We start from the raw sequence: 20344 nt of genomic DNA on the forward strand, positions 1-20344 counted from the left end.
AGATGGCTCTTTACAGAAGAATGCTTGTATGCATTGATGGCTCAGAGGAAAGTTTCCATGCTTTTGAAGAGGCTGTTAGATTTGCAAAAGAAAAAAACATTACAGTCTTTGTCCTGACTGTTGCTCCATCCTATTATGGAGATTTAAGTCTTGTAGGTATTGGAGTATCTGTTGAGGAGATCTGTAAACCTTATAAGGAAAATCTTTCAAAAGCTAAAGATATAGCTGAGAAACATCAAGTTCTCGTGAAAACTCTTTATGAAGAAGGAGAACCCTTTGAAAAGATTATTGATGTAGGTGAGGAAATCTCAGCAGACTTAATAATTATGGGCAAAAAAGGTATAAGCGCTCTTCAGCAGGTTTTAATTGGAAGCGTGACAGAACGAGTGATTGGTTATAGTAATACTGATGTTTTAGTTGTCCCGAAGAATTCAACGATCAAATGGAACAGATGCCTTGTGGCTGTTGATATTTCAAAATATGGAGAAAAAGTTTGCAATAAAGCAATAGAGATTGCAAGAGATTTTCAATCAGAGATAAATCTGATTTCTGTGGTAGAAGTTCCTTCAGCAGTTTTTGCAGTGAAGCCTGAACTTTATGATGAACAGGTAAATAAAACAAAAAAATATTTAAAAGAGCTTGAACTTAAATTTCACGGTGAAAACATATCTCCCAGAATTTTTATAGAAGAAGGAGAGCCTTATAAAAAGATTCTTGAGAAGGCAGATGAGATTCAAGCTGATATTATTGTTGTGAGCTCTCATGGAAGAACAGGACTTAAAAGGCTTCTTATGGGAAGCGTATGCCAGAGAGTAATCGGGCTTTCAAAGATACCTGTCTTAGTTGTGAAATCATAAATGAAATATTTCATATCAGGTTGGGCAGGATTTAGAGAAGCACTGAATGTGCCAGAGGACTGGCATTTTTTAGCTCCTTTTATTGATTTAGATGAAGTGGGGATTTTAGACTTTTTTAATGATAAATCAGGCAATATACTTATTGGCTGGTCAACAGGTGGACATATTGTTCTTAAACATTTTCACTTTTTTTCTGAAAAATTTGAAAAAATTTTTATTATTGCAGGATTCAAAAAGTTTACCGATTACATTCATCCAAAAATTATAAAAAGAATGATTCAAAAAATGGATAGTGAACCACAGGATGTTATAAAAGAATTTCATTTAAATGCAGGATTAAAACCTTATATTCCTGAAAATATCAATAAACATGCACTTATTGAGGGTTTAAAATTTTTAATTAATTCTGATTTTGAATATTTAAGCTGTGAAAAAAACAACATAACACTTCTTCATGGAAGCATGGATAAAATTCTGCCTCCAAAAGCTTTACATGATTTAAAAAAACTATGCCCTTTTGCTCAGGCTTATGTTATATCCGGTTTTCACTGGATTCCCTTTAAAGTTTTAAATTCTATTTTACATTCCTAAATAAGTTTCTTTTATTTGCGGATGTTCAAGAAGCTCCTTTGAACGTCCTGATATTTTTATTTCTCCAACTTCCATAACATATGCTCTGTCACTTATTTCCAGCGCCATATGAACATCCTGTTCAACCAGTAAAATACTTACTCCAGATTTATTGATTTTTTTTACGACATCAACAAGTATTTCAACTATTGTTGGAGCAAGTCCCAATGTAAATTCATCAATTAAAAGAAGTTCTGGCTCATTCATAAGAGCTCTTCCTATTGCAAGCATCTGTTGTTCTCCCCCAGAAAGGTCTCCTCCAAGATGATTTTTTCTTTCATAAAGTCTTGGTAAAATGGAAAAAACTTTTTCCATTCTTTCTTTTAATCCGTTTCTTCTGCGATATGCTCCTATTTCAAGATTTTCTTTTACAGTCATACCAGAAAATATCCTTCTTCTTTCCGGGCATAGACTTATTCCCATTTTTACAATTTTGTCTGGTGAAAGATTGGCAATGTTTTCATCTTTAAAAATAATTTCTCCACTCCATACTCTTAACCTTCCTACAATTGCTCTCATCAGCGTGCTTTTCCCTGCACCATTTGAGCCAAGAAGAGCAACTATTTCACCTTTGTTGATTTCAAGAGAAATATTTCTTAATATATGTAAATCACCGTAGCCTGTATTGAGATTTTTTATTTCAAAGAATTTCATTATGCCACCCCTTTTTGTGCGAATTTACTTCCTAAATAAGCTTCAATTACCTGAGGATGATTGCAAACTTCATGAGGTTTTCCATCGCAAATAAGCTCTCCTAAGTGTAGAACAACAACTCTATCTGATATCCCCATGATAACTTTCATAACATGTTCAATTGCTATTATCGTTATTCCTCTTTCTTTCAAAAGCAAAATTTCTTTCATTATATCATCAAGCTCCTTAGGATTAAGTCCTGCCATAACCTCATCAAGAATTAAAAGTTCAGGGTCCATTGCCAGCGCTCTTGCAAGTTCAAGTTTTTTACGCTGAGCAATTGGTAAGATGCTTGGTTCTTTATCTTTTTCATTTAAAAGTCCAACTATTTTTAAGGCTTCCATTGCTATGTCTTTTGCTTCTGCATTAGTTTTTGCATTTTTTCTACCATAAAATGCTCCGACCATGACATTTTCCAAAACTGTAAGACCCTTAAATGGCTTAACAACCTGAAATGTTCTTGCTATGCCCATTTTTGAGATCTCATATGATTTCTTATTGTTGATTAATTCTCCTTTGTAATAGATTTCACCTCTTGTTATGTCAGTCAAACGACATATAAGATTCATTAAAGTTGTTTTTCCTGCTCCATTAGGTCCTATTAATCCAAGGATTTCTCCTTTGTATACTTTAAGGTTTACATTATTTAAAACCTCAAGGCCACCATATTTTTTTGCAAGATTTTTTGTTTCAAGTATTATCATCTCTCAGCACCTCAAAGTTTATTTTCTTTCAGATTAATAATAATTTTTCTAAGAGAAAATCCTTCTTTAAATGTTTCAAATAGTCCCTTAGGAATAAAAATTACTATTAATATGATTAGCAGTCCGAGTATCATTCCATGAATTTCTATAAATTTGCTCCATACCAATTCTGAGATAAGCTCAAGAATAAAAGCTCCTATCATTGGACCCAGGACAGTTGTTCCACCACCAAGCAAAATCATTGCAAACATTTTTACAGAATAAGAAGTTTGAAAAACTGTAGAAGAATCAATATATGTTAACCAATAAGCATATGCTCCACCAGCTATGCCAACAAGAGCTCCACTTATAGCCCATGATATTGTTTTAAAAAGTGGTGTATTTATACCGATTACAGATGCCGCATCTTCATCGATTCTTATTGCTCTCAAGGCATATCCAAATTTTGAACGAAATATTAAAAAAGCTATCAAAACAGTAAGCAACATTATTGAAAGGATTGCATAGTAGAAAAATTTATATATATAAGCAGGGTCACCTTCCATAATAGGCAATGTAAGTCCCATACCTCCGCCTGTTATTTCTGTCATATTATCAACAATTTCTTTTATAGCTTCCATTACTCCAATTGTAGCAATTGCAAAATAGTGTCCTTTAAGTCTTAAAAGCGGTATGCCTAAAAGTGTAGCAATTATAAATCCTGATAATGCACAGAAAGGAAGAGTCAATAAAAAGGAGAAACCATATTTTGTCATCAATACTCCAGTTACATATGCTCCTATTCCAAAAAAGGCTATATTTCCAAATGCTGGATATCCTGTAAATCCTATGATTATGTTACTTCCTGTAGCAATTGCTGCAAACATAAATGTTTGAGTTAAAACCCTGAGCCAGTATCCTGATATTAAGAATGGCAGAATCGCCAATACAGCAATAAATATAAAAAATAAAATTACACTTTTTTTCATATCAATGCTTTACCTCCGCAAAGTATTTTTTCCCTAAGATTCCTGTAGGTTTTATTACGAGAACCAGTACCATTATTGCAAGAGTAATTGCATTTTTATAGCTTTCTCCAATAATGTAAGAACTCAGAGTTTCAACAATTCCAAGAATAATACCACCCAGAAGAGCTCCTTCAACTCTTCCAAGTCCACCAAGAATACTTACAATAAAGGCTCTTAGTGTTAAAGAGCCTGCTACTGATGGAGAAAATGCCTGCGTTAATGAGAAAAGACTTCCAGCAACGCCTGCCAATCCTGAAGCAATTGCAAAGGTTATTGCAAAAATTTTTGCTGGGTTTATTCCCACCATCATTGCAGCATCAATATCAAGAGATGTGGCTTTAATTGCCTTTCCAGTCCATGTTTTATTGAGAAATAGACTTAAAAGTAATGTAATTAACACACATATTGCAAATACACCCAATCTTATATAGGGTATAACAATATCTCCTACTATTAAGCTTTCTCCAGCGTAATCAGGAGTAACAGATCTGAAGTCAGCTGAGAAAAAGGTTGTCATAAAATTTACAAGGAATATCTCTACTCCAAAAGTCAGTATAAGAAGCATAAAAATCTGTGCTTTAACAACTAAATTGAGTAAATATCTTTGCAAAATATATCCAAAGATAAAAAGAGGTATAAAACTGAATGGAAGGCTTAAAAAAGGATCAAGTCCATAATGCTGAAACAAAAATAAAGTAATATATGCTCCTAAGAGAGCTATCGCTCCGTGAGCAAGGTTAATTATATTTGTTACTCCCCAGACAAGAGAAAAACCCACACCAATAAGAGCATAAAATCCTCCAAGAAGAATACCATTTAAAAGAATTTGTAATAATATCATATCCTCCCTCGTTTTAATTTAATAAAATAAAAAAGCCCGGAGCTTGCCGGGCTTTCAGGATTATCTCCATGCTGGCTTTGGATATACTGGTTTAGCTTCAGCAGCTGCCTCAGGATATACTGTTTTTTGTTGCCCTCTCAGTATCTGGATGACAGGCATTCCTTTGCCAACAACTTTTCCTGTTGCATCAAATCTGATTTTTCCAAAGAGAGTTTCTTCATTAAAGCTTGCAAGTGCATGTCTTATTTTGTTTATATCTGTAAAAGTGCCTGCTTTCTCAATAGCTCTCTGGAATATAACTGCAGCAGCAGCACCACCAGCAGCATGATAGTTTGGTTCCACGCCAAATTTTGCTTTAAAGGCTTTTACAAAATTTGCATTTGACCCAAAAACAGGATCTTTATATTTCAAAGTTGGAGTCCATTGAGCTGAACCAAAAATGTATTCAGCATCACCTTTAAGTGCTGTTACAAAATCTGGTAAAGTTGGGCCAACTGAAAATGCTATTGCCTTTGGATTTAATTTATAATCTTTACTCTGTTTAACTATTACAACAGTATCTTGAAAATGGCCACATCCAATAAGAATATCAGGATTTTTAGCTTTAATTTCCACAATAACTGTAGACAGATCCTGTGTTCCTTTTGGATAGTCCTTGTAATACACTACTTTATATCCATATTTCTGAGCTGAAGCATATGCACCCTGTGCAACCTGAGTGGAGAAAAGATCATTTGAGTAAACAATTGCAACAGTATTTGGTTTAGGAGTTTTATTTCTTAGCATTTTTAAAGTATCATCCATGTATTCAGTAGCTACTGTATAAATTCCAAATAGATTTTTAAAGCCTCTTGTGTAAAGTTTGTCTGCAGCAGCACCACCCTGAACCATTAAAGCTCCGTACTTCTCAGTAATCGCAGATGTTGAGAAAACTGACTCACTGCCGTATGGACCTAAAATGAGTTTAATACCATCTTCGGTTATGAGTTTTTCCACAAGCTTGGCTGCTCTGTTTGGATCACTTTCATCATCGTAGTATTTAATATCCACTTTGTAATATTTATTTCCTACCTTGATACCACCTCTTTTGTTTACAGTTTCTTTCCACAGTTCGTAACCGTTCTTTACGAGATTTCCTTCCTTTGCAAGTTTTCCTGTAAGAGACAGAGCTGCGCCAAATCTGATTACATCAGCTGAATAAACCTGAGCTACTAACAACAGAATTAAACTTAAAACTAACATCATCAAACCTGCCCTTTTCATTTTCCCCTCCTTTTTTAGATTTTAATGATGATATTAAAAATTTTTAAAAAATTTCAACATCTACCTCGCTAATCCAAGTTTTTTAGCTTTTTCTGCCACTGCATGAGAAACCATCTGAGCAACTTTCTTATTGAATATACTTGGAATAATATAGTCTTCGTTAAGTTCTTCATCTTTAATTATGTTTGCGATGGCATTAGCAGCAGCAAAGAAAATTTCTTTATCAACTCCTTTTGCACGCACCTCAAGTAAGCCCTTAAACAATCCTGGAAAAGCAAGAACATTGTTAATCTGATTGGGATAGTCAGACCTTCCAGTTGCCATTATTCTGACAAGGGGCATTGCAAGCTCTGGTGCAATTTCAGGGTCTGGATTGGCAAGAGCAAAAACAACCCGTGGAGGATTCATCCTTTTTAAATCATCTGGAGTTATTATATTTGGGGCTGAAAGTCCGATAAAAACATCTGCTCCTTCCATTGCATCAGAAATTGTTCCTTTAATTTTTCCTGGATTAGTCTTTTTTGCGAGCTCTTCTTTATGAGGATCCATATCCTTTGTTCTTCCCTCATAAAGAGCACCGGCTCTATCACACACAATTATGTCTTTTACTCCGTAGTCAAGAAGCATATAGACTGTGGCAGTTCCTGCTGCACCAGCTCCAGCTATAACTACTTTAAACTCTCTAATATCTCTCTTAAGAATTCTTCCCACATTTATCAATGCAGCTAAAACAACAATAGCTGTCCCATGCTGGTCATCATGAACAACTGGAATATCAAGCTCCTGCCTGAGTCTTTTCTCTACTTCAAAACAGCGTGGTGCAGCAATGTCTTCAAGATTTATTCCACCAAAGGGAGTTGATATTTTTTTGATTATATCCACAAGCTCATCTACATCAGTTGTTCTTATTGCAATTGGGAAAGCATCCACCCCACCAAATTCTTTAAAAAGCATACACTTGCCTTCCATCACAGGCATTGCTGCATCAGGTCCTATGTTTCCAAGTCCAAGCACTGCTGTTCCATCGGTAATTACTGCTACAGTGTTTCCTTTGATGGTGTATCTGTAAACATGTTCAGGATTTTTCTTAATATCAAGGCAGACTCTGGCAACACCTGGAGTGTAGACTCTGGAGAGGTCTTCTCTACCTTTAACATTAATTTTATTATAAGTTCCGATTTTACCACCTTCATGGACAAGAAATGTTTTATCCATTACCCTGAGGATTTTGATTCCTTCAATGTGTTTGAGTGCCTTGATAATTTTCTTTTCATGCTCTTCATCCCTTGCATTCACTGTTATGTCTCTTATTATTTTTCCTTTTTCCACTTTTACAATATCAATTGAACCAAGGTCTCCACCTGCTCCACTTATGGCTGAAGCAATTTTTGCAAACATTCCAATGCGATTTTCAATTTCAACACGGACCGTTATACTGTAACTTGGACTTGGTACATATCCCATTTTTGTCCTCCCATGCTTGACATTGTGTTATAAATTATACAAAATAAAATAATTTTTGCAAATAGGGAGGAGTATAGGTGGAGATTAACAGACACTACTTTGACACAATTATTATTGGTTCAGGACTTGCAGGTTGTCGTGCTGCCATTGAATGTATCAATCAAGGAACAGTTGGAGTTTTAAGCAAACTTTATCCAACTCGTTCCCATTCAACAGCAGCACAGGGAGGAATTGGTGCTGCTTTAGGTAATGAAGAAGAGGACTCTCCTGAGTGGCATACCTATGATACTGTTAAGGGAAGCGATTTTTTAGGAGACCAGGATGCCATTGAAATTATGTGCTATGATGCCATTCCAACAATAATTGAACTTGAACACATGGGTGTGCCTTTTTCCAGGACACCTGAAGGGAAGATTGCACAGAGAAGATTCGGGGGACACACAAGGGAGTTTGGTAAAGCACCTGTTCGCAGAGCCTGTTATTCTGCTGACAGAACTGGCCATGCAGTGCTTTTTGCCCTTTATGAACAGTGTCAGCTTAAAGGTGTAAAATTTTTTCAGGAGTTTGAAGTTCTTGATATTGTCATAGAAAACAATGCTATTCAGGGAGTTATTGCAATAAACATAAAGGATGGTTCAATTCATGTATTTGAGTCCAAAGCAGTGATAATAGCAAGTGGTGGATATGGAAAGATTTTTAAAGTCACCTCCAATGCTTATGCAAGCACAGGTGAGTGTCTGAGCATGCTTTTCAGGCAGGGACTTCCTCTTGAAGACATGGAGTTCTTTCAGTTCCATCCTACAGGACTTTACGGACTTGGAATATTGATTACTGAAGGAGCAAGAGGTGAAGGAGGAGTTCTAATTAATGGAAAGGGCGAGAGATTTATGGAAAGGTATGCACCAACCATAAAAGACCTTGCTCCCCGTGATATGGTGTCCCGTGCGATTCTTACTGAAATAAAAGAAGGAAGAGGTATTGATGGTAAAGACTATGTTTACCTTGATCTCAGACATGTGGACAGAAAAATTCTTGAAGAAAGGCTTCCAGAAATAACCACCTTCTGTAAAATCTACATGGGAATTGATCCTTCTCAGGCACCAATTCCTGTTGTTCCCACTGCTCATTATGCAATGGGTGGAATTCCAACAGACAATGATGGCAGAGTTTTAAGAGATGTTGATGGCTCTGTTGTTTACGGACTTTATGCTGCTGGTGAGTGTGCTTGCGTGTCTGTTCACGGAGCAAACAGGCTTGGATGCAATTCCTTACTTGATACTGTTGTATTTGGAAGAAGAGCAGGAAAAGCTGTCTCAGAAATTCTTAAATCAAACACAACAGGAAAGGTTAAGAAAGAAAGAATTCAGGCAGTTGTTGACTGCATTAATATGATTAAAAACTCCAATGGAAGAGAAAGTATTGCCTCTGTAAGAAAAGATTTACAATCAGTTATGATGGATAAATGCTCTGTATTTAGAACTGAGGAAGGACTGAAAACACTTCTTGAAGAAATCCAGAACTTAAAAGAACGATATAAAGAGATAACCATTACTGATAAATCAAAAACCTTCAATACAGAGCTTCTTGAAGCCATAGAACTCGGACACATGCTCACCCTCGCAGAAGTAATAACCTGCAGTGCTTTACAGAGAACAGAAAGCAGGGGCGCTCACTACAGGGAAGATTATCCAAAGAGAGACGACGAAAACTGGCTCAAGCATACCTTTGCTTTTCTTACTGATAAAGGCATTTCTTTCAAATTTAAACCCGTTAAAATAACAAGATTTAAACCAGAGGAGAGGAAATACTGATGGAAAAATATTACACCTTTAGAATCAAAAGATATTTACCAGATGAAGATCCCCCTCAAAGATGGGATGAGTTTAGAATTAAGCTTAACAGCATGGAAAGGGTTTTAGATGGACTTATTAAGATTAAAGAGACAAGAGATGGAACTCTCACATTCAGAAAATCCTGTGCTCATGGAGTATGCGGTTCCTGTGCAATGAAAATCAATGGTAAAAACAGGCTTGCCTGTCAAACACTGGTAAAGGATCTGCCAGAAGTTATAGAAATTGAGCCTTTACCTTCTTTACCAGTAATAAAAGATCTTGTTGTTGACATGACCTTATTTTTTGAAAAAAATGACAAGGTTCTGCCCTATTTGATAAATGATGAGCCTGCACCTGAAAGGGAAAGGATTCAATCACCAGAGGATCAGCATAAAATTCTTGAGTCAATAACATGCATTATGTGTGGAAGTTGCACCACATCTTGTCCAGTATTCTGGGCTGACAAAGAATATCTTGGACCAAGCGCTCTTCTTAAAGCTTACAGATTCATTTTTGACAGTCGTGACAGAGCAACAGAGCAAAGACTTGAGGCAATTACAGGAGAACACGGACTGTGGCGTTGTCATTCAATCTTTAACTGTGTTGAAGTCTGTCCAAAGGAGATTGACATTACAAAGCACATTTTAAAATTAAAACGACAGGCAGTAAAAAAAGGCTTTACTGGAGGTGAAAAATGAGATATAAATGGAATACAGGTTCAATTGCTTGGCTTGTGCACAGAGTTACAGGAATAATTCTTACATCTTATCTAATTGCCCACATTTATGTCTTAAGCCATTTAAAGGACGCTGCGGCATATAATAAAATAATGGCATTGATGAAAAATCCTGTTATTAAAATTGGCGAACTTGTTCTTTTTGCAGTGGTTTTGAAACATGTTTTTGCAGGAATAAGAATTACACTTCTTGAAATAGGAGTGTCAACAAAGTATCAAAAACAAATGGTTTATGCTGGAGCAGCATTTGTAGCAGTTTTATGGTTTATTGGTGCTTTTTACTTCTTAAAGGAGGTATTCTAATGTGGAGCTGGCTTTTACATAGAATAACAGGTGTGATTCTTGCTTTTGGTTTAGTTTATCATTTTTTTATGATGCACTTTATTCAACCTGAGGCATATTCCTATGAAGCTGTAATTCAAAGGCTGAGCGAGCCATCCTGGAAGGTTTTCAATATTGTTTTTCTTCTGTCAGTTTTATATCACGGTTTTTATGGATTAAATGGGCTTGTTACAGAGTATGTAAAAAACAATTCATTGAAAAGATTTTTGAAAATTATGGTATTTATTATTCCATTAGGACTTGCTTTCTTTGGGTTTAAAATTGTATTTTTATAAAAAATTGAGAGGTTTTTAAATGCCTACAACTTTTATCTGGAAAGGTAGAACAGAAGAAGGACTTCCAGTAACAGGTGAAACAGAAGCTGAAAACGAAGGAGAACTTCTTTTAGCCTTAAGAAAAAAGGGAATAATTCTAAGGTATGTAAAAGAAAAGGAAGAAAAGAAGTTTTTCAGTTTGAAAGGAGTCTCTCAGAAAGATATTCTGTTTTTTACTCGCCAGTTTGCAACTCTTTTTTCCTCAGGTGTGCCTGTTGTTCAGGCTTTTGATGCATTGATTGGTCAGGTCAAAAATAAAAGTTTTAAAAAAGTTCTTATAAATTTAAGAAACGATATAGAAAAAGGCTCCTCCCTGGCTGATGCAATGAAAAAACATCCAAGAGTATTTAGTTCACTTTTTGTAAATATGGTTAGAGCAGGTGAGGAAGGTGGAATGCTTGATAAGGTTCTTCAAAGAATGGCTGATTATTTTGAAAAAATGATAAAACTACGCAGAAAAATCATCGGCGCTATGATATATCCAGCTCTGGTAATAGCTGTTGCTGTTGTTGTTGTGGCAATTATTATGATATTTGTTATTCCAACATTTGCAAAGTTGTTTGCTGAAATGGGACTTGATCTTCCTCTTCCTACAAAAATCACCATTGCTATGAGCAATTTTATGGCAAGATCAGGAATTTTTATACTTTTAGGCGTTATTGGATTTTTCATATTTATAAAATTTTTGCGAAGCTCTGCTAAAGGTAAAAAAATAACGGATAGCATTTTTTTAAAAATTCCTCTTTTAGGAGTTATTTTGCTCAAAGCCTCTCTTTCAAGATTTTCAAGAACACTTGGAACACTTCTTGGCAGCGGAGTCCCCATACTTAACAGCATGGAGATTTCAGCAAGAGCCTCAGGAAATAAAGTTATAGAAGATATTGTTATTGAAATGAGAGAGGATGTCACTGCAGGTAAATCTCTTACAGAGGTTTTAAAATCAAGGCCTGTAATTTTCCCGCCAATCTTTGTTCAGATGGTAAGTGTTGGAGAGTCAACAGGTAAGACAGATGAGATGCTTAATAAAGTTGCTGATTTTTATGATGAGGAAGTTGACAATGCTGTTGCAAATCTTATGAGCATGCTTGAGCCTGCTTTAATAGTATTTCTTGGCGTTACAATAGGATTTATTGTCATATCTCTTTATCTTCCTATATTCAAACTGGGCGAAGTTGCTGGCAAAGGAGGTTAAAAGCCTCAACAAGCATTTCAATATCTCTGTCTGTATGTCCTGCACTTATGGTGATTCTGATCCTTGGCATTTTTACTGTAGGTGGTCTGATAGCAGGTGCATAGATACCTAAATCATTAAAGATTTTTGAAGCCTTTGTTGCTTCTTCTACATTATTGAAGAGAATTGGAATGATGGGAGTTTGTGTGTTTGTTGTTTTTAGCTCCAGGTTTTTTATGGCTTCCATAACTTTTTCAATATTTTGCCAGAGTTTTTTAATAATAGTTTTATCTTCCATAATGATTTTTACAGAAGCGTAAGCAGAGGCAATTACACTTGCTGGCAAAGCAGTTGAAAAAATAAGTCCTCTTGCAGAGTTTATAAACCATTGTATAAAAATGTTTGCTCCGCATACAAAAGCTCCAAAGCTACCAATTGCTTTTGAAAGCGTACCCATTTGAATTACCAGTTTGTCTTGAGGAAGATTAAAGTGTTTCCACGCACCATGTCCCTGTCCAAGAACACCTGTTCCATGAGCATCATCAATATAAAGAATTGCCTCCTCAGACTTGCATATTTCATAAAGCTCTTGCAGTGGCGCAATATCTCCATCCATACTGAAGACTGTATCTGTTATTATAATTTTTTTGCCATTACATGAAGTTTCTTTTATCTTTTTGCATAAATCATTCATATCAGCGTGTTTATAAATAATTTTTTTTGCTTTACTGAGTCTCACTCCATCAATTATGCTTGCATGATTAAGTTCGTCACTGAAGATTATATCTTCTTCATCAGCCAGTGCTGGAATTAAGGAAGTATTAGCTGTATAACCGGAGTTAAGAACAATGGAGCTTTCAGTGCCTTTAAATTCACATAAAAGTTCTTCCAGTTTTTTATGTAAAATCGTGCCACCACTCAGCAGTCTTGATGCAGAAGCTCCTGCGCCAAAGAGTTCAACTGCTGTCTTTGCTGCTTCTTTTACAACTGGATGCTGACTCAATCCAAGATAGTCGTTGGATGAAAAATTTATGTAGTTTTTTCCATCAATTGTAATCTCCATCATATTCCTTGATTCCATATCATTTATTGAACGGTAGATATTTTCTTGTTTAAGTTTTTCAAGCTTTTTTTCAAAAATTTCAAAAATTTTTTTACTCATATAAATAACCTCTTGACAAAAATTTCACCTTAGTATAATATTGGTGGTAAATAGTGGTGGAAAGTGGAGCATGATATCTTTCATAGGAAAATATTACCATAATCTTGATCAAAAAGGAAGAGTTATTCTGCCAGCTCCTCTTAGAGAGGTTTTGTCAACAAAGTACTCTTCAGGCAAACTTTATCTTACAAATGCTCCATTTGATAAGGCGTTGCATCTTTATCCTCTTGAAGAATGGCTAAAGCTTGAAGAAAAAATAAGGCAACTTCCAAAGTCTGACGAAGCAGTAATGTATTTTTTAAGAAGAGTTATAGCTTCTGCTGTTCCATGCGAATTAGATAAACAAGGGAGGATTCTTATTCCCTACGAACACAGGCAGGATGCTGGAATTAATTCAGAGGTTGTTATTGTTGGGCAGATTGACAGAGTAGAAATATGGGATAAGCCTACATGGGATAGCATTACAGATCCTTCAAAGGTAGATATAAAGAGGATACAAGATGGTCTTGCAAAGTATGGATTATAAAATACATGTTCCTGTGATGGTTAAAGAAGTGATAGAACTTCTTAATCCTGTATTTCATGGAGTCTATGTTGATGCAACTGTAGGCTGTGGTGGTCATTCTATGGAAATACTTAAAAGACTCGGCTCTAACGGAAGATTAATTGGCATTGACAGAGATGAATCTGCAATACAGATAGCACAGCAGTATTTAAATGATTCAAGAGTTATTTTAAAAAGAGCAAGATTTTCTCAGCTCAAAGAGATTTTAAAAGAGCTGAATATTCAAAATATTGATGGAATTCTTTTTGACTTAGGAGTTTCAATGCTTCAGCTAAAGGATTTTTCAAGGGGATTTAGTTTTTATTCAGATGAAAATCTTGATATGAGAATGGATCAAACAGGTTCTTTAACAGCCTGGGATGTGATAAACAAGTATTCAGAGAGAGAGCTTGAAAGAATTTTAAGAGAATATGGTGATGAACCCTTTTCAAGAAGAATAGCAAGAGAGATTGTGAGACAGAGAGGCAAAAAAACAATTGATACATGTAAGGAACTTGCAGGCTTGATTAAAAGAATCATTCCAAGACATGGAAGGCTTCATCCTGCAACTCAGGTTTTTCAAGCAATAAGAATAGAAGTGAATAAAGAAATTGACGAATTAAGAGAAGGACTTTCCCAGGCATTGGAATTATTAAAATCAGGTGGAAGGATATGCGTTATTTCCTACCATTCAGGTGAGGATAGAGTTGTAAAGAATTTTTTCAGAGAAAAACAACATGCAGGTATTCTCAGGATTGTCACTAAAAAACCTATTTTACCATCTCTTGAAGAAGTTTCCAGAAATCCTTCATCAAGAAGTGCAAGACTCAGAGGAGGTGAAAAAATATGAAATATTTTATTTCAATAGTTTTTGTTCTCTTTGCAATTTTTGCCATTTTATGGGTAAGGTCAAATGTAATTTCTGTAGAGTACAGACTAAGCAGTCTTGAAGAGAAAAAAAAAGCTTTACTCAGGGAAAACAAGAATTTACTTGCTCAAAAGTCAAGCTTAACATCCTTTGTAAGAATTAATAATGCCGAGGAGCATTTGCTGGTATTTCCTGACAGAAAAAAAGTTGTTTATATAGAAGGGAGACCTGAGAATTTAGTAAAAACAATAAGTTTTAACAAAAAGAATTAAAAATGCAGAAAAGGTTTATTTTACTGAAAATAATCCTTTTAATATGTTTTGCTTCTGTTATTTTTCGTCTTGGTTTAATCATGTTTGTTGAACATGAGGCTTATTTTGCAAGAGCAAAAATTCAGCAAATAAAAAAGGAAGAGATTATTCCAAAGAGAGGTAACATATATGACAGAATGGGCAGGGAACTGGCAATTTCTCTTGAAAAGGAGTCTCTATTCATTGATCCTGCATCTTTAAAGTCAGTCCAGGCAGTTAATGTTTTAAAAAACTATGTTAAAGTTAACCCTGAGCAGATAGAAAAATTGTCAGAAAAAAACATAAGATTTTTATGGCTTCAGAGAAAAGTTGATTCAGATCTGGCAGAAAAAATAAAAGCTTTAAAGATTGAAGGAGTTGGTTCTGTAATAGAAGGCGCAAGATTTTATCCAAAAGGATTTTTAGCATCTCATGTGATTGGATTTGTGAATATCGATGAACAGGGCATGGAAGGATTAGAAAGACAATATGATCAATATCTTAGAGCAGAAAAAACTTTGAAAACAGTTACTGTAGATGCCAGAGGGAAAAAACTTTCTCAGGGAGATTTAAAAGATGTAAAAGGAAATGATGTTTTTATAACAATTGATGAAGGTTTACAATACATTGTTGAAAAATACCTTGATGAAGCAGTAAAAAAATGGCAGGCTTCTTCTGCTACTGCAATAATGATGGATCCATTTACAGGTGAGATTCTTGCTCTTGCAAACAGACCAACCTATGATCCCAATAATTTAAAATCAATAAAAAATATTGGTATAATAAGAAATCGAGCAATAACAGACCTGTATGAACCAGGTTCAACATTTAAAATAGTTACAGCAACTGCAGCACTGGAAGAAGGCATTGTAAAGCCTTATACTAAATTTGATTGTTCTCAGGGTTATATAGAAGTAGGGGGTAAAAAAATAAAAGATGTTCACAGAAATGGAGTTCTTACTTTTGAAGAAGTTATTCAGAAGTCTTCAAATGTGGGAACAATAAAGATAGCAATGATGCTTGGAAAGGAAAAACTTTATCAATACATAAAAAAATTTGGCTTTGGTGAAAAAACCGGAATAGACCTTCCCGGAGAGATATCAGGCTATATAAGAGCCCCACAAAAATGGTCTGGCACATCCATAGGAGCCATTCCAATTGGACAGGAGGTGGGAGTTACAGCATTGCAAATCCTTAGAGCCTACTCTGCAATTGCCAATGGAGGTTATCTTGTAAAGCCTTTTGTAGTGTCTGATATTCGCTCTCCTGATGGAAATATTTTATACAAAAGCGTTATTCAGAGACAAAAAATTATTTCCGACAAAACAGCGAAAATAATGAGAGAAATACTTAAAAAAGTTACAGAACAAGGAGGCACAGCTACTCAAGCAAAGCTTGATGGAAATGACGTTGCAGGTAAAACAGGAACTGCTCAAAAATATGATCCAAAAACTCACAGATACTCAAAAGACAGATTTGTAAGCTCTTTTGTTGGATTTATTCCTGCTCAGAATCCCCGTATTGCCATGATAGTTGTAATTCAGGATTCAAAAGGTGCTCACTATGGAGGAGTTGTTGCTGCGCCTGTATTCAAAGCAATTGCTGATGAAGCTCTGGCTTATCTTAATGTTCCAAGAGATGATGCCAGACAAAAGGGTCTTGTTGTAACTTTTGATACACAAACAAATGAGAAAGTTGCGGTAGTAAGACGATGATCTTAAGAGAACTTTTAAGAAAAGATTTTGATGTTAAAGGAGACATAAACAGGGAAATATTAAATCTATGTTACAATTCGAAGGATGTAAAAGAAGGAAGTATTTTTGTTGCAATATCAGGTGGAAAAACCGATGGTCATCTTTTTATTGAAGAAGCAATAAAAAATGGTAGCATTGCAATTGTTTATGAGAAGGGAAAAATTTTACCTCAAAACGACTCTGTTACATGGATAGCTGTTAATGACACAAGGAATGCTCTTGCGTGGCTTAGTTCAAGATTTTATGGAAATCCCTCTGAGAAAGTTAAAATGATAGGGATAACAGGAACAAATGGAAAAACCACCACTTCTTATCTCATAAGAGAAATATTGAAGAAATACGGGAAAAAAACAGGAATTATTGGAACAATTAAATATTTGATCGATGAAGAAGAAAAAGCAGCAATTCATACAACTCCAGAGGCTCCTGAGTTTCAAGGACTTCTTCATGAGATGGTCCAAAAAGGTGTGGAATATGTTATTTCAGAGGTTTCTTCCCATGCTCTTGCTTTAAAAAGAGTTGATTATACTCAGTTTGATGTAGCTGTATTTACGAATCTTTCAAGAGACCATCTTGATTTTCATAAGGATATGGATGATTATTTTCAGGCAAAAAAAAGACTTTTCACTGATTTACTTAAAGAAGAAGGCATTGCGGTTATAAACATAGACGATGAATATGGAAGAAGGCTTGCGCAAGAAATAAAAAATGAAAAAATTCTGTATTCTCTGCAAAATCCTGAGGCACATATTTATGTGAAAAATTATAGATTGAAGTTTAAAGAAACAGAGATTGTTTTTTCCATTAATGATGAAGAATTATTTGTTAAAACATCTCTTTTAGGAGTTCCAAATATTTATAATGTTGCCTCTGCTGTGTCTGTTGCTTTTAGCTTAAACATACCACCTGATATTATTGTGTCTGCTCTCTCAGAGGTCTGCTCTCCAGAGGGAAGATTTGAAAAAGTTGATGTTGGGCAGGATTTTCTTGTTTTTGTTGATTATGCACACACACCTGATGCTCTTGAGAGATTGCTTTTAAGTGTAAAAAAATTAAAAGAGAATTTATCAAAGGATGGCAGAATAATAACAGTCTTTGGTTGCGGTGGTAATCGTGATAAAGGTAAAAGACCTGAGATGGGAAAAATTGCTACAGAGTTAAGCGATATGGTTATTCTTACTTCTGATAATCCAAGATGGGAAGAACCAGGAGAAATAATTAAAGATATAGAAGAAGGCATCTCAAAGGATAACTACATTGTTGTTCCAGACAGGGCTATGAGTTTATGGATCGCTACAAGAATATGCAAAAATGGAGATATTTTAATTGTTGCTGGTAAAGGGCATGAAGACTATCAGGAAATAAAAGGGAGGAGATACCATCTAAGTGATAAAGAAGTTTTGACAAAGGCTTTGAAAGGATTGAAATAAGCTATGTTTACTCTTGAAGATTTAATAAAAGCCACAGCAGGAAAGTTAATTTCCTTAGGGGAAGAAGCATTCAGAGGAGCATCAATTGATACAAGAACAATTACAGAGAATGATTTATTTTTTGCTTTAAAAGGTTCTAAAAGAGATGGTCATGATTTTTTAATTGAGGCATTACAAAAATCATGTGGTGCAGTGATTTCTAAACAAGCAGATATAAGTTTTCAAAATAAAACAGTAGTTGTGGTTGATGATACTCTAAAAGCATTACAGAATCTGGCGAGATATTTAAGAAAAAAATTTAGAGGAAAAGTTATTGCAGTTGTTGGAAGTAATGGTAAAACTACAACAAAGGAATTAATTGCTGGCATGTTGTCAAAAAAATATAAGATTCTTAAGACAGAGGGAAATTTCAATAACAATATAGGAGTTCCTCTCTGCCTTAGTAAAATTGAACATGATACCGAGATAATGGTTCTTGAACTTGGAACTAACAGACATGGAGATATAAAAGAACTTTGCGAAATAGTGTATCCAGATTATGCAGTAATTACAAACATTGGATACGAGCACATTGAAGGATTTGGCTCAATTGAAGGAGTAAGAAAGGGAGAGCTTGAAATACTTCCTTTTGTTAAAACAGTTTTTGTAAATGGCGATGATGGCTTTCTCATGGAGGGGCTTAAAGATTACAAGGGAGAGATTTTAACATTTGGATTGGGAAGTCAGTGTGATTTTAGAGCTGAAAAAATTAATTTTTATGATGACTATGTTGAATTTGATTTTTGCACTGATATTCTGAGCTTTCCTGTAAAAACTTCTTTAACAGGAATATACAACATTTATAACATAACAGCAGCTGCTGCTGTTGCAACCTTCTTGGGTGTGTCAAAATGTATTGTCCAGAAAGTTTCAGAGCTCTTCAACCCTGTAGCCATGCGTGGAGAAATAATAAAAATTAATGGAATGGAAATATTTTTTGATGCTTACAATGCTAATCCTTCTTCAATGAGGGTAGCTTTAGAGGAACTTGCAAGGAGAAAAAAAACAAGAAAAGCAGTTGCAGTGCTCGGTGATATGCTTGAACTTGGAGAGTTTGCTCCAGTAGCTCATGAAGAAATTGGTAAATGGATTCATGAGTTAGGGATTGAAGTTTTTGTTGGAGTAGGCACATTTATGAAGAATGCTTTAAGATATGTTAAAGGAGAGGTTTTTGATGAGCCTGCCCTGGCAGCTCAGTTTTTAAAAGAACAGCTTACAGGTTCTGAAATTATTTTAATAAAAGGTTCAAGAGCCATGAAAATGGAGCAAATTCTTGATATATTACTTGAACAATCTAAGGAAAGAGGAAAAAGGTAATGCTTTATGAAATTCTTTACAGTTTAAGTGACCAGTTTTCAGTACTTAATGTATTTCGCTACATTACTTTTAGGACAATGCTTGCAATACTTACATCTTTCTTTTTTACATTTATTATTGCTCCTTCTTGCATAAGATGGCTTAAAAGATTAAGTCTTACCCAGCATATAAGAGATGATGGGCCAAAAACACACCTTAAGAAAGAAGGGACTCCTACAATGGGAGGAATAATAATAATTGCATCAGTTTTCCTCTCAGTCCTTTTATGGGCTAATCTGAGAAATCATTATGTATGGATTATGATTGTTAGTTTTTTAGGCTTTGGTTTTATAGGATTCGTAGATGATTACTTAAAAATAACAAGAAAAAATTACAAAGGACTACCAGGTAGATATAAATTGGTTGCTCAATTTTTACTTGCTTTATCTGTAACTCTTTTTCTCTATTTTAATCCAAAGGATCCTTATACCACTGTTTTAAGTATTCCATTTTTCAAACAATGGCTTATTGATCTTGGAGTATTTTATCTGCCTTTTGCTATTTTTGTAATGGTTGGAACTTCAAATGCTGTTAATCTTACAGATGGAATGGATGGACTTGCAGCAGGTCTTGTAGGAATTGCCTCTATTGTAAATGCTGTTCTTCTTTATATATCAGGTCATGCTGTATTTGCTAAATATCTCTATGTTCTTTATATCCCGGGCACAGGGGAACTGGCAGTTTTCTGTGGAGCAATGCTTGGAGCCTGTCTTGGTTTTTTATGGTATAATTCTTATCCTGCTGAAGTTTTTATGGGAGATGTAGGCTCACTCAGTCTTGGAGGAGCTCTTGGAAGCCTTGCAGTTATAACAAAACACGAGATAGTTCTGGCTCTGGTTGGTGGAATATTTGTTGTGGAGGCTTTATCTGTAATTCTTCAGGTGAGTTATTTTAAATTAACGAATGGCAAGAGAATTTTTCGCATGGCTCCCCTTCATCATCATTTTGAGTTAAAAAAGTGGCCAGAGCCGAAAGTTATCGTTCGATTCTGGATAATAGGAATAATACTTGCTCTTTTAAGTCTTTTAACTTTAAAACTGAGGTGAG

Annotated in this window: 21 protein-coding genes; 14 read left to right on the forward strand and 7 right to left on the reverse strand. The window is 35.1% G+C overall.

From position 1 onward, the window contains the following. Positions 1-2 precede the first annotated feature (2 nt). Both V4D31_RS03320 and V4D31_RS03325 read left to right on the forward strand, forming a co-directional pair. Complete coding sequence (locus tag V4D31_RS03320) at positions 3-857, forward strand: universal stress protein (RefSeq protein ID WP_353686825.1); 855 nt, start codon at positions 3-5, stop codon at positions 855-857. Then, on the forward strand, positions 858-1448 hold the full coding sequence (locus tag V4D31_RS03325; RefSeq protein ID WP_353686826.1) for a hypothetical protein: 591 nt from the start codon (positions 858-860) through the stop codon (positions 1446-1448). Here the strand turns inward: V4D31_RS03325 and V4D31_RS03330 are convergent. The 6 genes from V4D31_RS03330 to V4D31_RS03355 are packed head-to-tail and all read right to left on the reverse strand — an operon-like array spanning position 1437 to position 7459. Continuing rightward, positions 1437-2141 (reverse strand): ABC transporter ATP-binding protein, encoded by a 705-nt coding sequence (locus V4D31_RS03330; protein ID WP_353686827.1) that lies wholly within the window; start codon positions 2139-2141, stop codon positions 1437-1439. The two genes, V4D31_RS03325 and V4D31_RS03330, sit on opposite strands and share 12 nt — an antisense overlap. Continuing rightward, positions 2141-2884 carry an ABC transporter ATP-binding protein gene (locus tag V4D31_RS03335; protein WP_353686828.1) on the reverse strand — a complete coding sequence of 248 codons (744 nt, stop codon included), beginning with the start codon at positions 2882-2884 and terminating at the stop codon, positions 2141-2143. Before V4D31_RS03335 ends, V4D31_RS03330 begins: the two co-directional genes overlap by 1 nt. 11 nt (positions 2885-2895) lie before the next feature. Further along, positions 2896-3852 carry a branched-chain amino acid ABC transporter permease gene (locus tag V4D31_RS03340; RefSeq protein ID WP_353686829.1) on the reverse strand — a complete coding sequence of 319 codons (957 nt, stop codon included), beginning with the start codon at positions 3850-3852 and terminating at the stop codon, positions 2896-2898. 1 nt (position 3853) lies between these two features. Continuing rightward, on the reverse strand, positions 3854-4732 hold the full coding sequence (locus tag V4D31_RS03345; RefSeq protein ID WP_353686830.1) for a branched-chain amino acid ABC transporter permease: 879 nt from the start codon (positions 4730-4732) through the stop codon (positions 3854-3856). A gap of 60 nt (positions 4733-4792) precedes the next feature. Continuing rightward, entirely contained in the window at positions 4793-5995 is a 1203-nt protein-coding gene (locus V4D31_RS03350; RefSeq protein WP_353686831.1) for an amino acid ABC transporter substrate-binding protein, read from the reverse strand. Between the two features lie 60 nt (positions 5996-6055). After that, the gene (locus V4D31_RS03355; RefSeq protein WP_353686832.1) at positions 6056-7459 is read right to left on the reverse strand and encodes an NAD-dependent malic enzyme; all 1404 of its coding nucleotides are present in this window, start codon (positions 7457-7459) and stop codon (positions 6056-6058) included. A gap of 77 nt (positions 7460-7536) precedes the next feature. Here V4D31_RS03355 and sdhA point away from each other — a divergent pair, with 77 nt between their 5' ends. The 5 genes from sdhA to V4D31_RS03380 are packed head-to-tail and all read left to right on the forward strand — an operon-like array spanning position 7537 to position 11875. After that, positions 7537-9270, forward strand: a complete 1734-nt coding sequence (gene sdhA / locus V4D31_RS03360) for a succinate dehydrogenase flavoprotein subunit (protein WP_353686833.1) — start codon at positions 7537-7539, stop codon at positions 9268-9270. Beyond that, complete coding sequence (locus tag V4D31_RS03365; protein WP_353686834.1) at positions 9270-9989, forward strand: succinate dehydrogenase iron-sulfur subunit; 720 nt, start codon at positions 9270-9272, stop codon at positions 9987-9989. The genes sdhA and V4D31_RS03365 overlap by 1 nt, the downstream gene beginning before the upstream one ends. Further along, complete coding sequence (gene sdhC, locus V4D31_RS03370; RefSeq protein WP_353686835.1) at positions 9986-10330, forward strand: succinate dehydrogenase, cytochrome b556 subunit; 345 nt, start codon at positions 9986-9988, stop codon at positions 10328-10330. The genes V4D31_RS03365 and sdhC overlap by 4 nt, the downstream gene beginning before the upstream one ends. Beyond that, positions 10330-10644 (forward strand): succinate dehydrogenase, hydrophobic membrane anchor protein, encoded by a 315-nt coding sequence (gene sdhD, locus V4D31_RS03375; protein WP_353686836.1) that lies wholly within the window; start codon positions 10330-10332, stop codon positions 10642-10644. The genes sdhC and sdhD overlap by 1 nt, the downstream gene beginning before the upstream one ends. A gap of 19 nt (positions 10645-10663) precedes the next feature. Next, positions 10664-11875, forward strand: coding sequence for a type II secretion system F family protein (locus tag V4D31_RS03380; protein WP_353686837.1), 1212 nt, complete (start codon positions 10664-10666; stop codon positions 11873-11875). Here the strand turns inward: V4D31_RS03380 and bioF are convergent. Next, positions 11841-13016, reverse strand: a complete 1176-nt coding sequence (gene bioF / locus V4D31_RS03385) for an 8-amino-7-oxononanoate synthase (protein WP_353686838.1) — start codon at positions 13014-13016, stop codon at positions 11841-11843. The genes V4D31_RS03380 and bioF overlap by 35 nt on opposite strands. A 70-nt stretch (positions 13017-13086) precedes the next feature. Here bioF and mraZ point away from each other — a divergent pair, with 70 nt between their 5' ends. From mraZ to mraY, 7 genes are read left to right on the forward strand one after another with little or no spacing between them, the layout of a single operon-like run. Next, a complete protein-coding gene (gene mraZ, locus V4D31_RS03390; RefSeq protein WP_353686839.1) occupies positions 13087-13542 on the forward strand; it encodes a division/cell wall cluster transcriptional repressor MraZ in 456 nt (151 codons plus the stop codon). After that, on the forward strand, positions 13532-14410 hold the full coding sequence (gene rsmH / locus V4D31_RS03395) for a 16S rRNA (cytosine(1402)-N(4))-methyltransferase RsmH (protein WP_353686840.1): 879 nt from the start codon (positions 13532-13534) through the stop codon (positions 14408-14410). The genes mraZ and rsmH overlap by 11 nt, the downstream gene beginning before the upstream one ends. Beyond that, positions 14407-14700 carry a hypothetical protein gene (locus V4D31_RS03400; protein WP_353686841.1) on the forward strand — a complete coding sequence of 98 codons (294 nt, stop codon included), beginning with the start codon at positions 14407-14409 and terminating at the stop codon, positions 14698-14700. Before rsmH ends, V4D31_RS03400 begins: the two co-directional genes overlap by 4 nt. Positions 14701-14702: 2 nt before the next feature. Next, positions 14703-16433, forward strand: a complete 1731-nt coding sequence (locus V4D31_RS03405) for a penicillin-binding protein 2 (RefSeq protein ID WP_353686842.1) — start codon at positions 14703-14705, stop codon at positions 16431-16433. After that, on the forward strand, positions 16430-17902 hold the full coding sequence (locus V4D31_RS03410) for a UDP-N-acetylmuramoyl-L-alanyl-D-glutamate--2,6-diaminopimelate ligase (protein WP_353686843.1): 1473 nt from the start codon (positions 16430-16432) through the stop codon (positions 17900-17902). Before V4D31_RS03405 ends, V4D31_RS03410 begins: the two co-directional genes overlap by 4 nt. Positions 17903-17905: 3 nt before the next feature. Then, positions 17906-19258: a UDP-N-acetylmuramoyl-tripeptide--D-alanyl-D-alanine ligase gene (gene murF / locus V4D31_RS03415; protein WP_353686844.1), complete on the forward strand. Its 1353-nt coding sequence runs from the start codon at positions 17906-17908 to the stop codon at positions 19256-19258. Continuing rightward, a complete protein-coding gene (gene mraY / locus V4D31_RS03420) occupies positions 19258-20343 on the forward strand; it encodes a phospho-N-acetylmuramoyl-pentapeptide-transferase (protein WP_353686845.1) in 1086 nt (361 codons plus the stop codon). The genes murF and mraY overlap by 1 nt, the downstream gene beginning before the upstream one ends. Position 20344: the final 1 nt, after the last annotated feature.

The sequence above is a fragment of the Thermodesulfovibrio sp. 3462-1 genome (assembly GCF_040451425.1).
GTDB lineage: Bacteria > Nitrospirota > Thermodesulfovibrionia > Thermodesulfovibrionales > Thermodesulfovibrionaceae > Thermodesulfovibrio > Thermodesulfovibrio obliviosus.

Coding starts and splice junctions, on each gene's coding strand:
- V4D31_RS03380 (WP_353686837.1), top strand. CDS start 10,664: ATGCCTACAACTTTTATCTGGAAAGGTAGAACAGAAGAAGGACTTCCA.
- mraZ (WP_353686839.1), top strand. CDS start 13,087: ATGATATCTTTCATAGGAAAATATTACCATAATCTTGATCAAAAAGGA.
- V4D31_RS03335 (WP_353686828.1), bottom strand. CDS start 2,884: ATGATAATACTTGAAACAAAAAATCTTGCAAAAAAATATGGTGGCCTT.
- sdhD (WP_353686836.1), top strand. CDS start 10,330: ATGTGGAGCTGGCTTTTACATAGAATAACAGGTGTGATTCTTGCTTTT.
- V4D31_RS03355 (WP_353686832.1), bottom strand. CDS start 7,459: ATGGGATATGTACCAAGTCCAAGTTACAGTATAACGGTCCGTGTTGAA.
- V4D31_RS03340 (WP_353686829.1), bottom strand. CDS start 3,852: ATGAAAAAAAGTGTAATTTTATTTTTTATATTTATTGCTGTATTGGCG.
- V4D31_RS03350 (WP_353686831.1), bottom strand. CDS start 5,995: ATGAAAAGGGCAGGTTTGATGATGTTAGTTTTAAGTTTAATTCTGTTG.
- sdhC (WP_353686835.1), top strand. CDS start 9,986: ATGAGATATAAATGGAATACAGGTTCAATTGCTTGGCTTGTGCACAGA.
- V4D31_RS03400 (WP_353686841.1), top strand. CDS start 14,407: ATGAAATATTTTATTTCAATAGTTTTTGTTCTCTTTGCAATTTTTGCC.
- V4D31_RS03345 (WP_353686830.1), bottom strand. CDS start 4,732: ATGATATTATTACAAATTCTTTTAAATGGTATTCTTCTTGGAGGATTT.
- mraY (WP_353686845.1), top strand. CDS start 19,258: ATGCTTTATGAAATTCTTTACAGTTTAAGTGACCAGTTTTCAGTACTT.
- murF (WP_353686844.1), top strand. CDS start 17,906: ATGTTTACTCTTGAAGATTTAATAAAAGCCACAGCAGGAAAGTTAATT.
- V4D31_RS03325 (WP_353686826.1), top strand. CDS start 858: ATGAAATATTTCATATCAGGTTGGGCAGGATTTAGAGAAGCACTGAAT.
- V4D31_RS03405 (WP_353686842.1), top strand. CDS start 14,703: ATGCAGAAAAGGTTTATTTTACTGAAAATAATCCTTTTAATATGTTTT.
- V4D31_RS03330 (WP_353686827.1), bottom strand. CDS start 2,141: ATGAAATTCTTTGAAATAAAAAATCTCAATACAGGCTACGGTGATTTA.
- bioF (WP_353686838.1), bottom strand. CDS start 13,016: ATGAGTAAAAAAATTTTTGAAATTTTTGAAAAAAAGCTTGAAAAACTT.
- V4D31_RS03320 (WP_353686825.1), top strand. CDS start 3: ATGGCTCTTTACAGAAGAATGCTTGTATGCATTGATGGCTCAGAGGAA.
- rsmH (WP_353686840.1), top strand. CDS start 13,532: ATGGATTATAAAATACATGTTCCTGTGATGGTTAAAGAAGTGATAGAA.
- V4D31_RS03410 (WP_353686843.1), top strand. CDS start 16,430: ATGATCTTAAGAGAACTTTTAAGAAAAGATTTTGATGTTAAAGGAGAC.
- V4D31_RS03365 (WP_353686834.1), top strand. CDS start 9,270: ATGGAAAAATATTACACCTTTAGAATCAAAAGATATTTACCAGATGAA.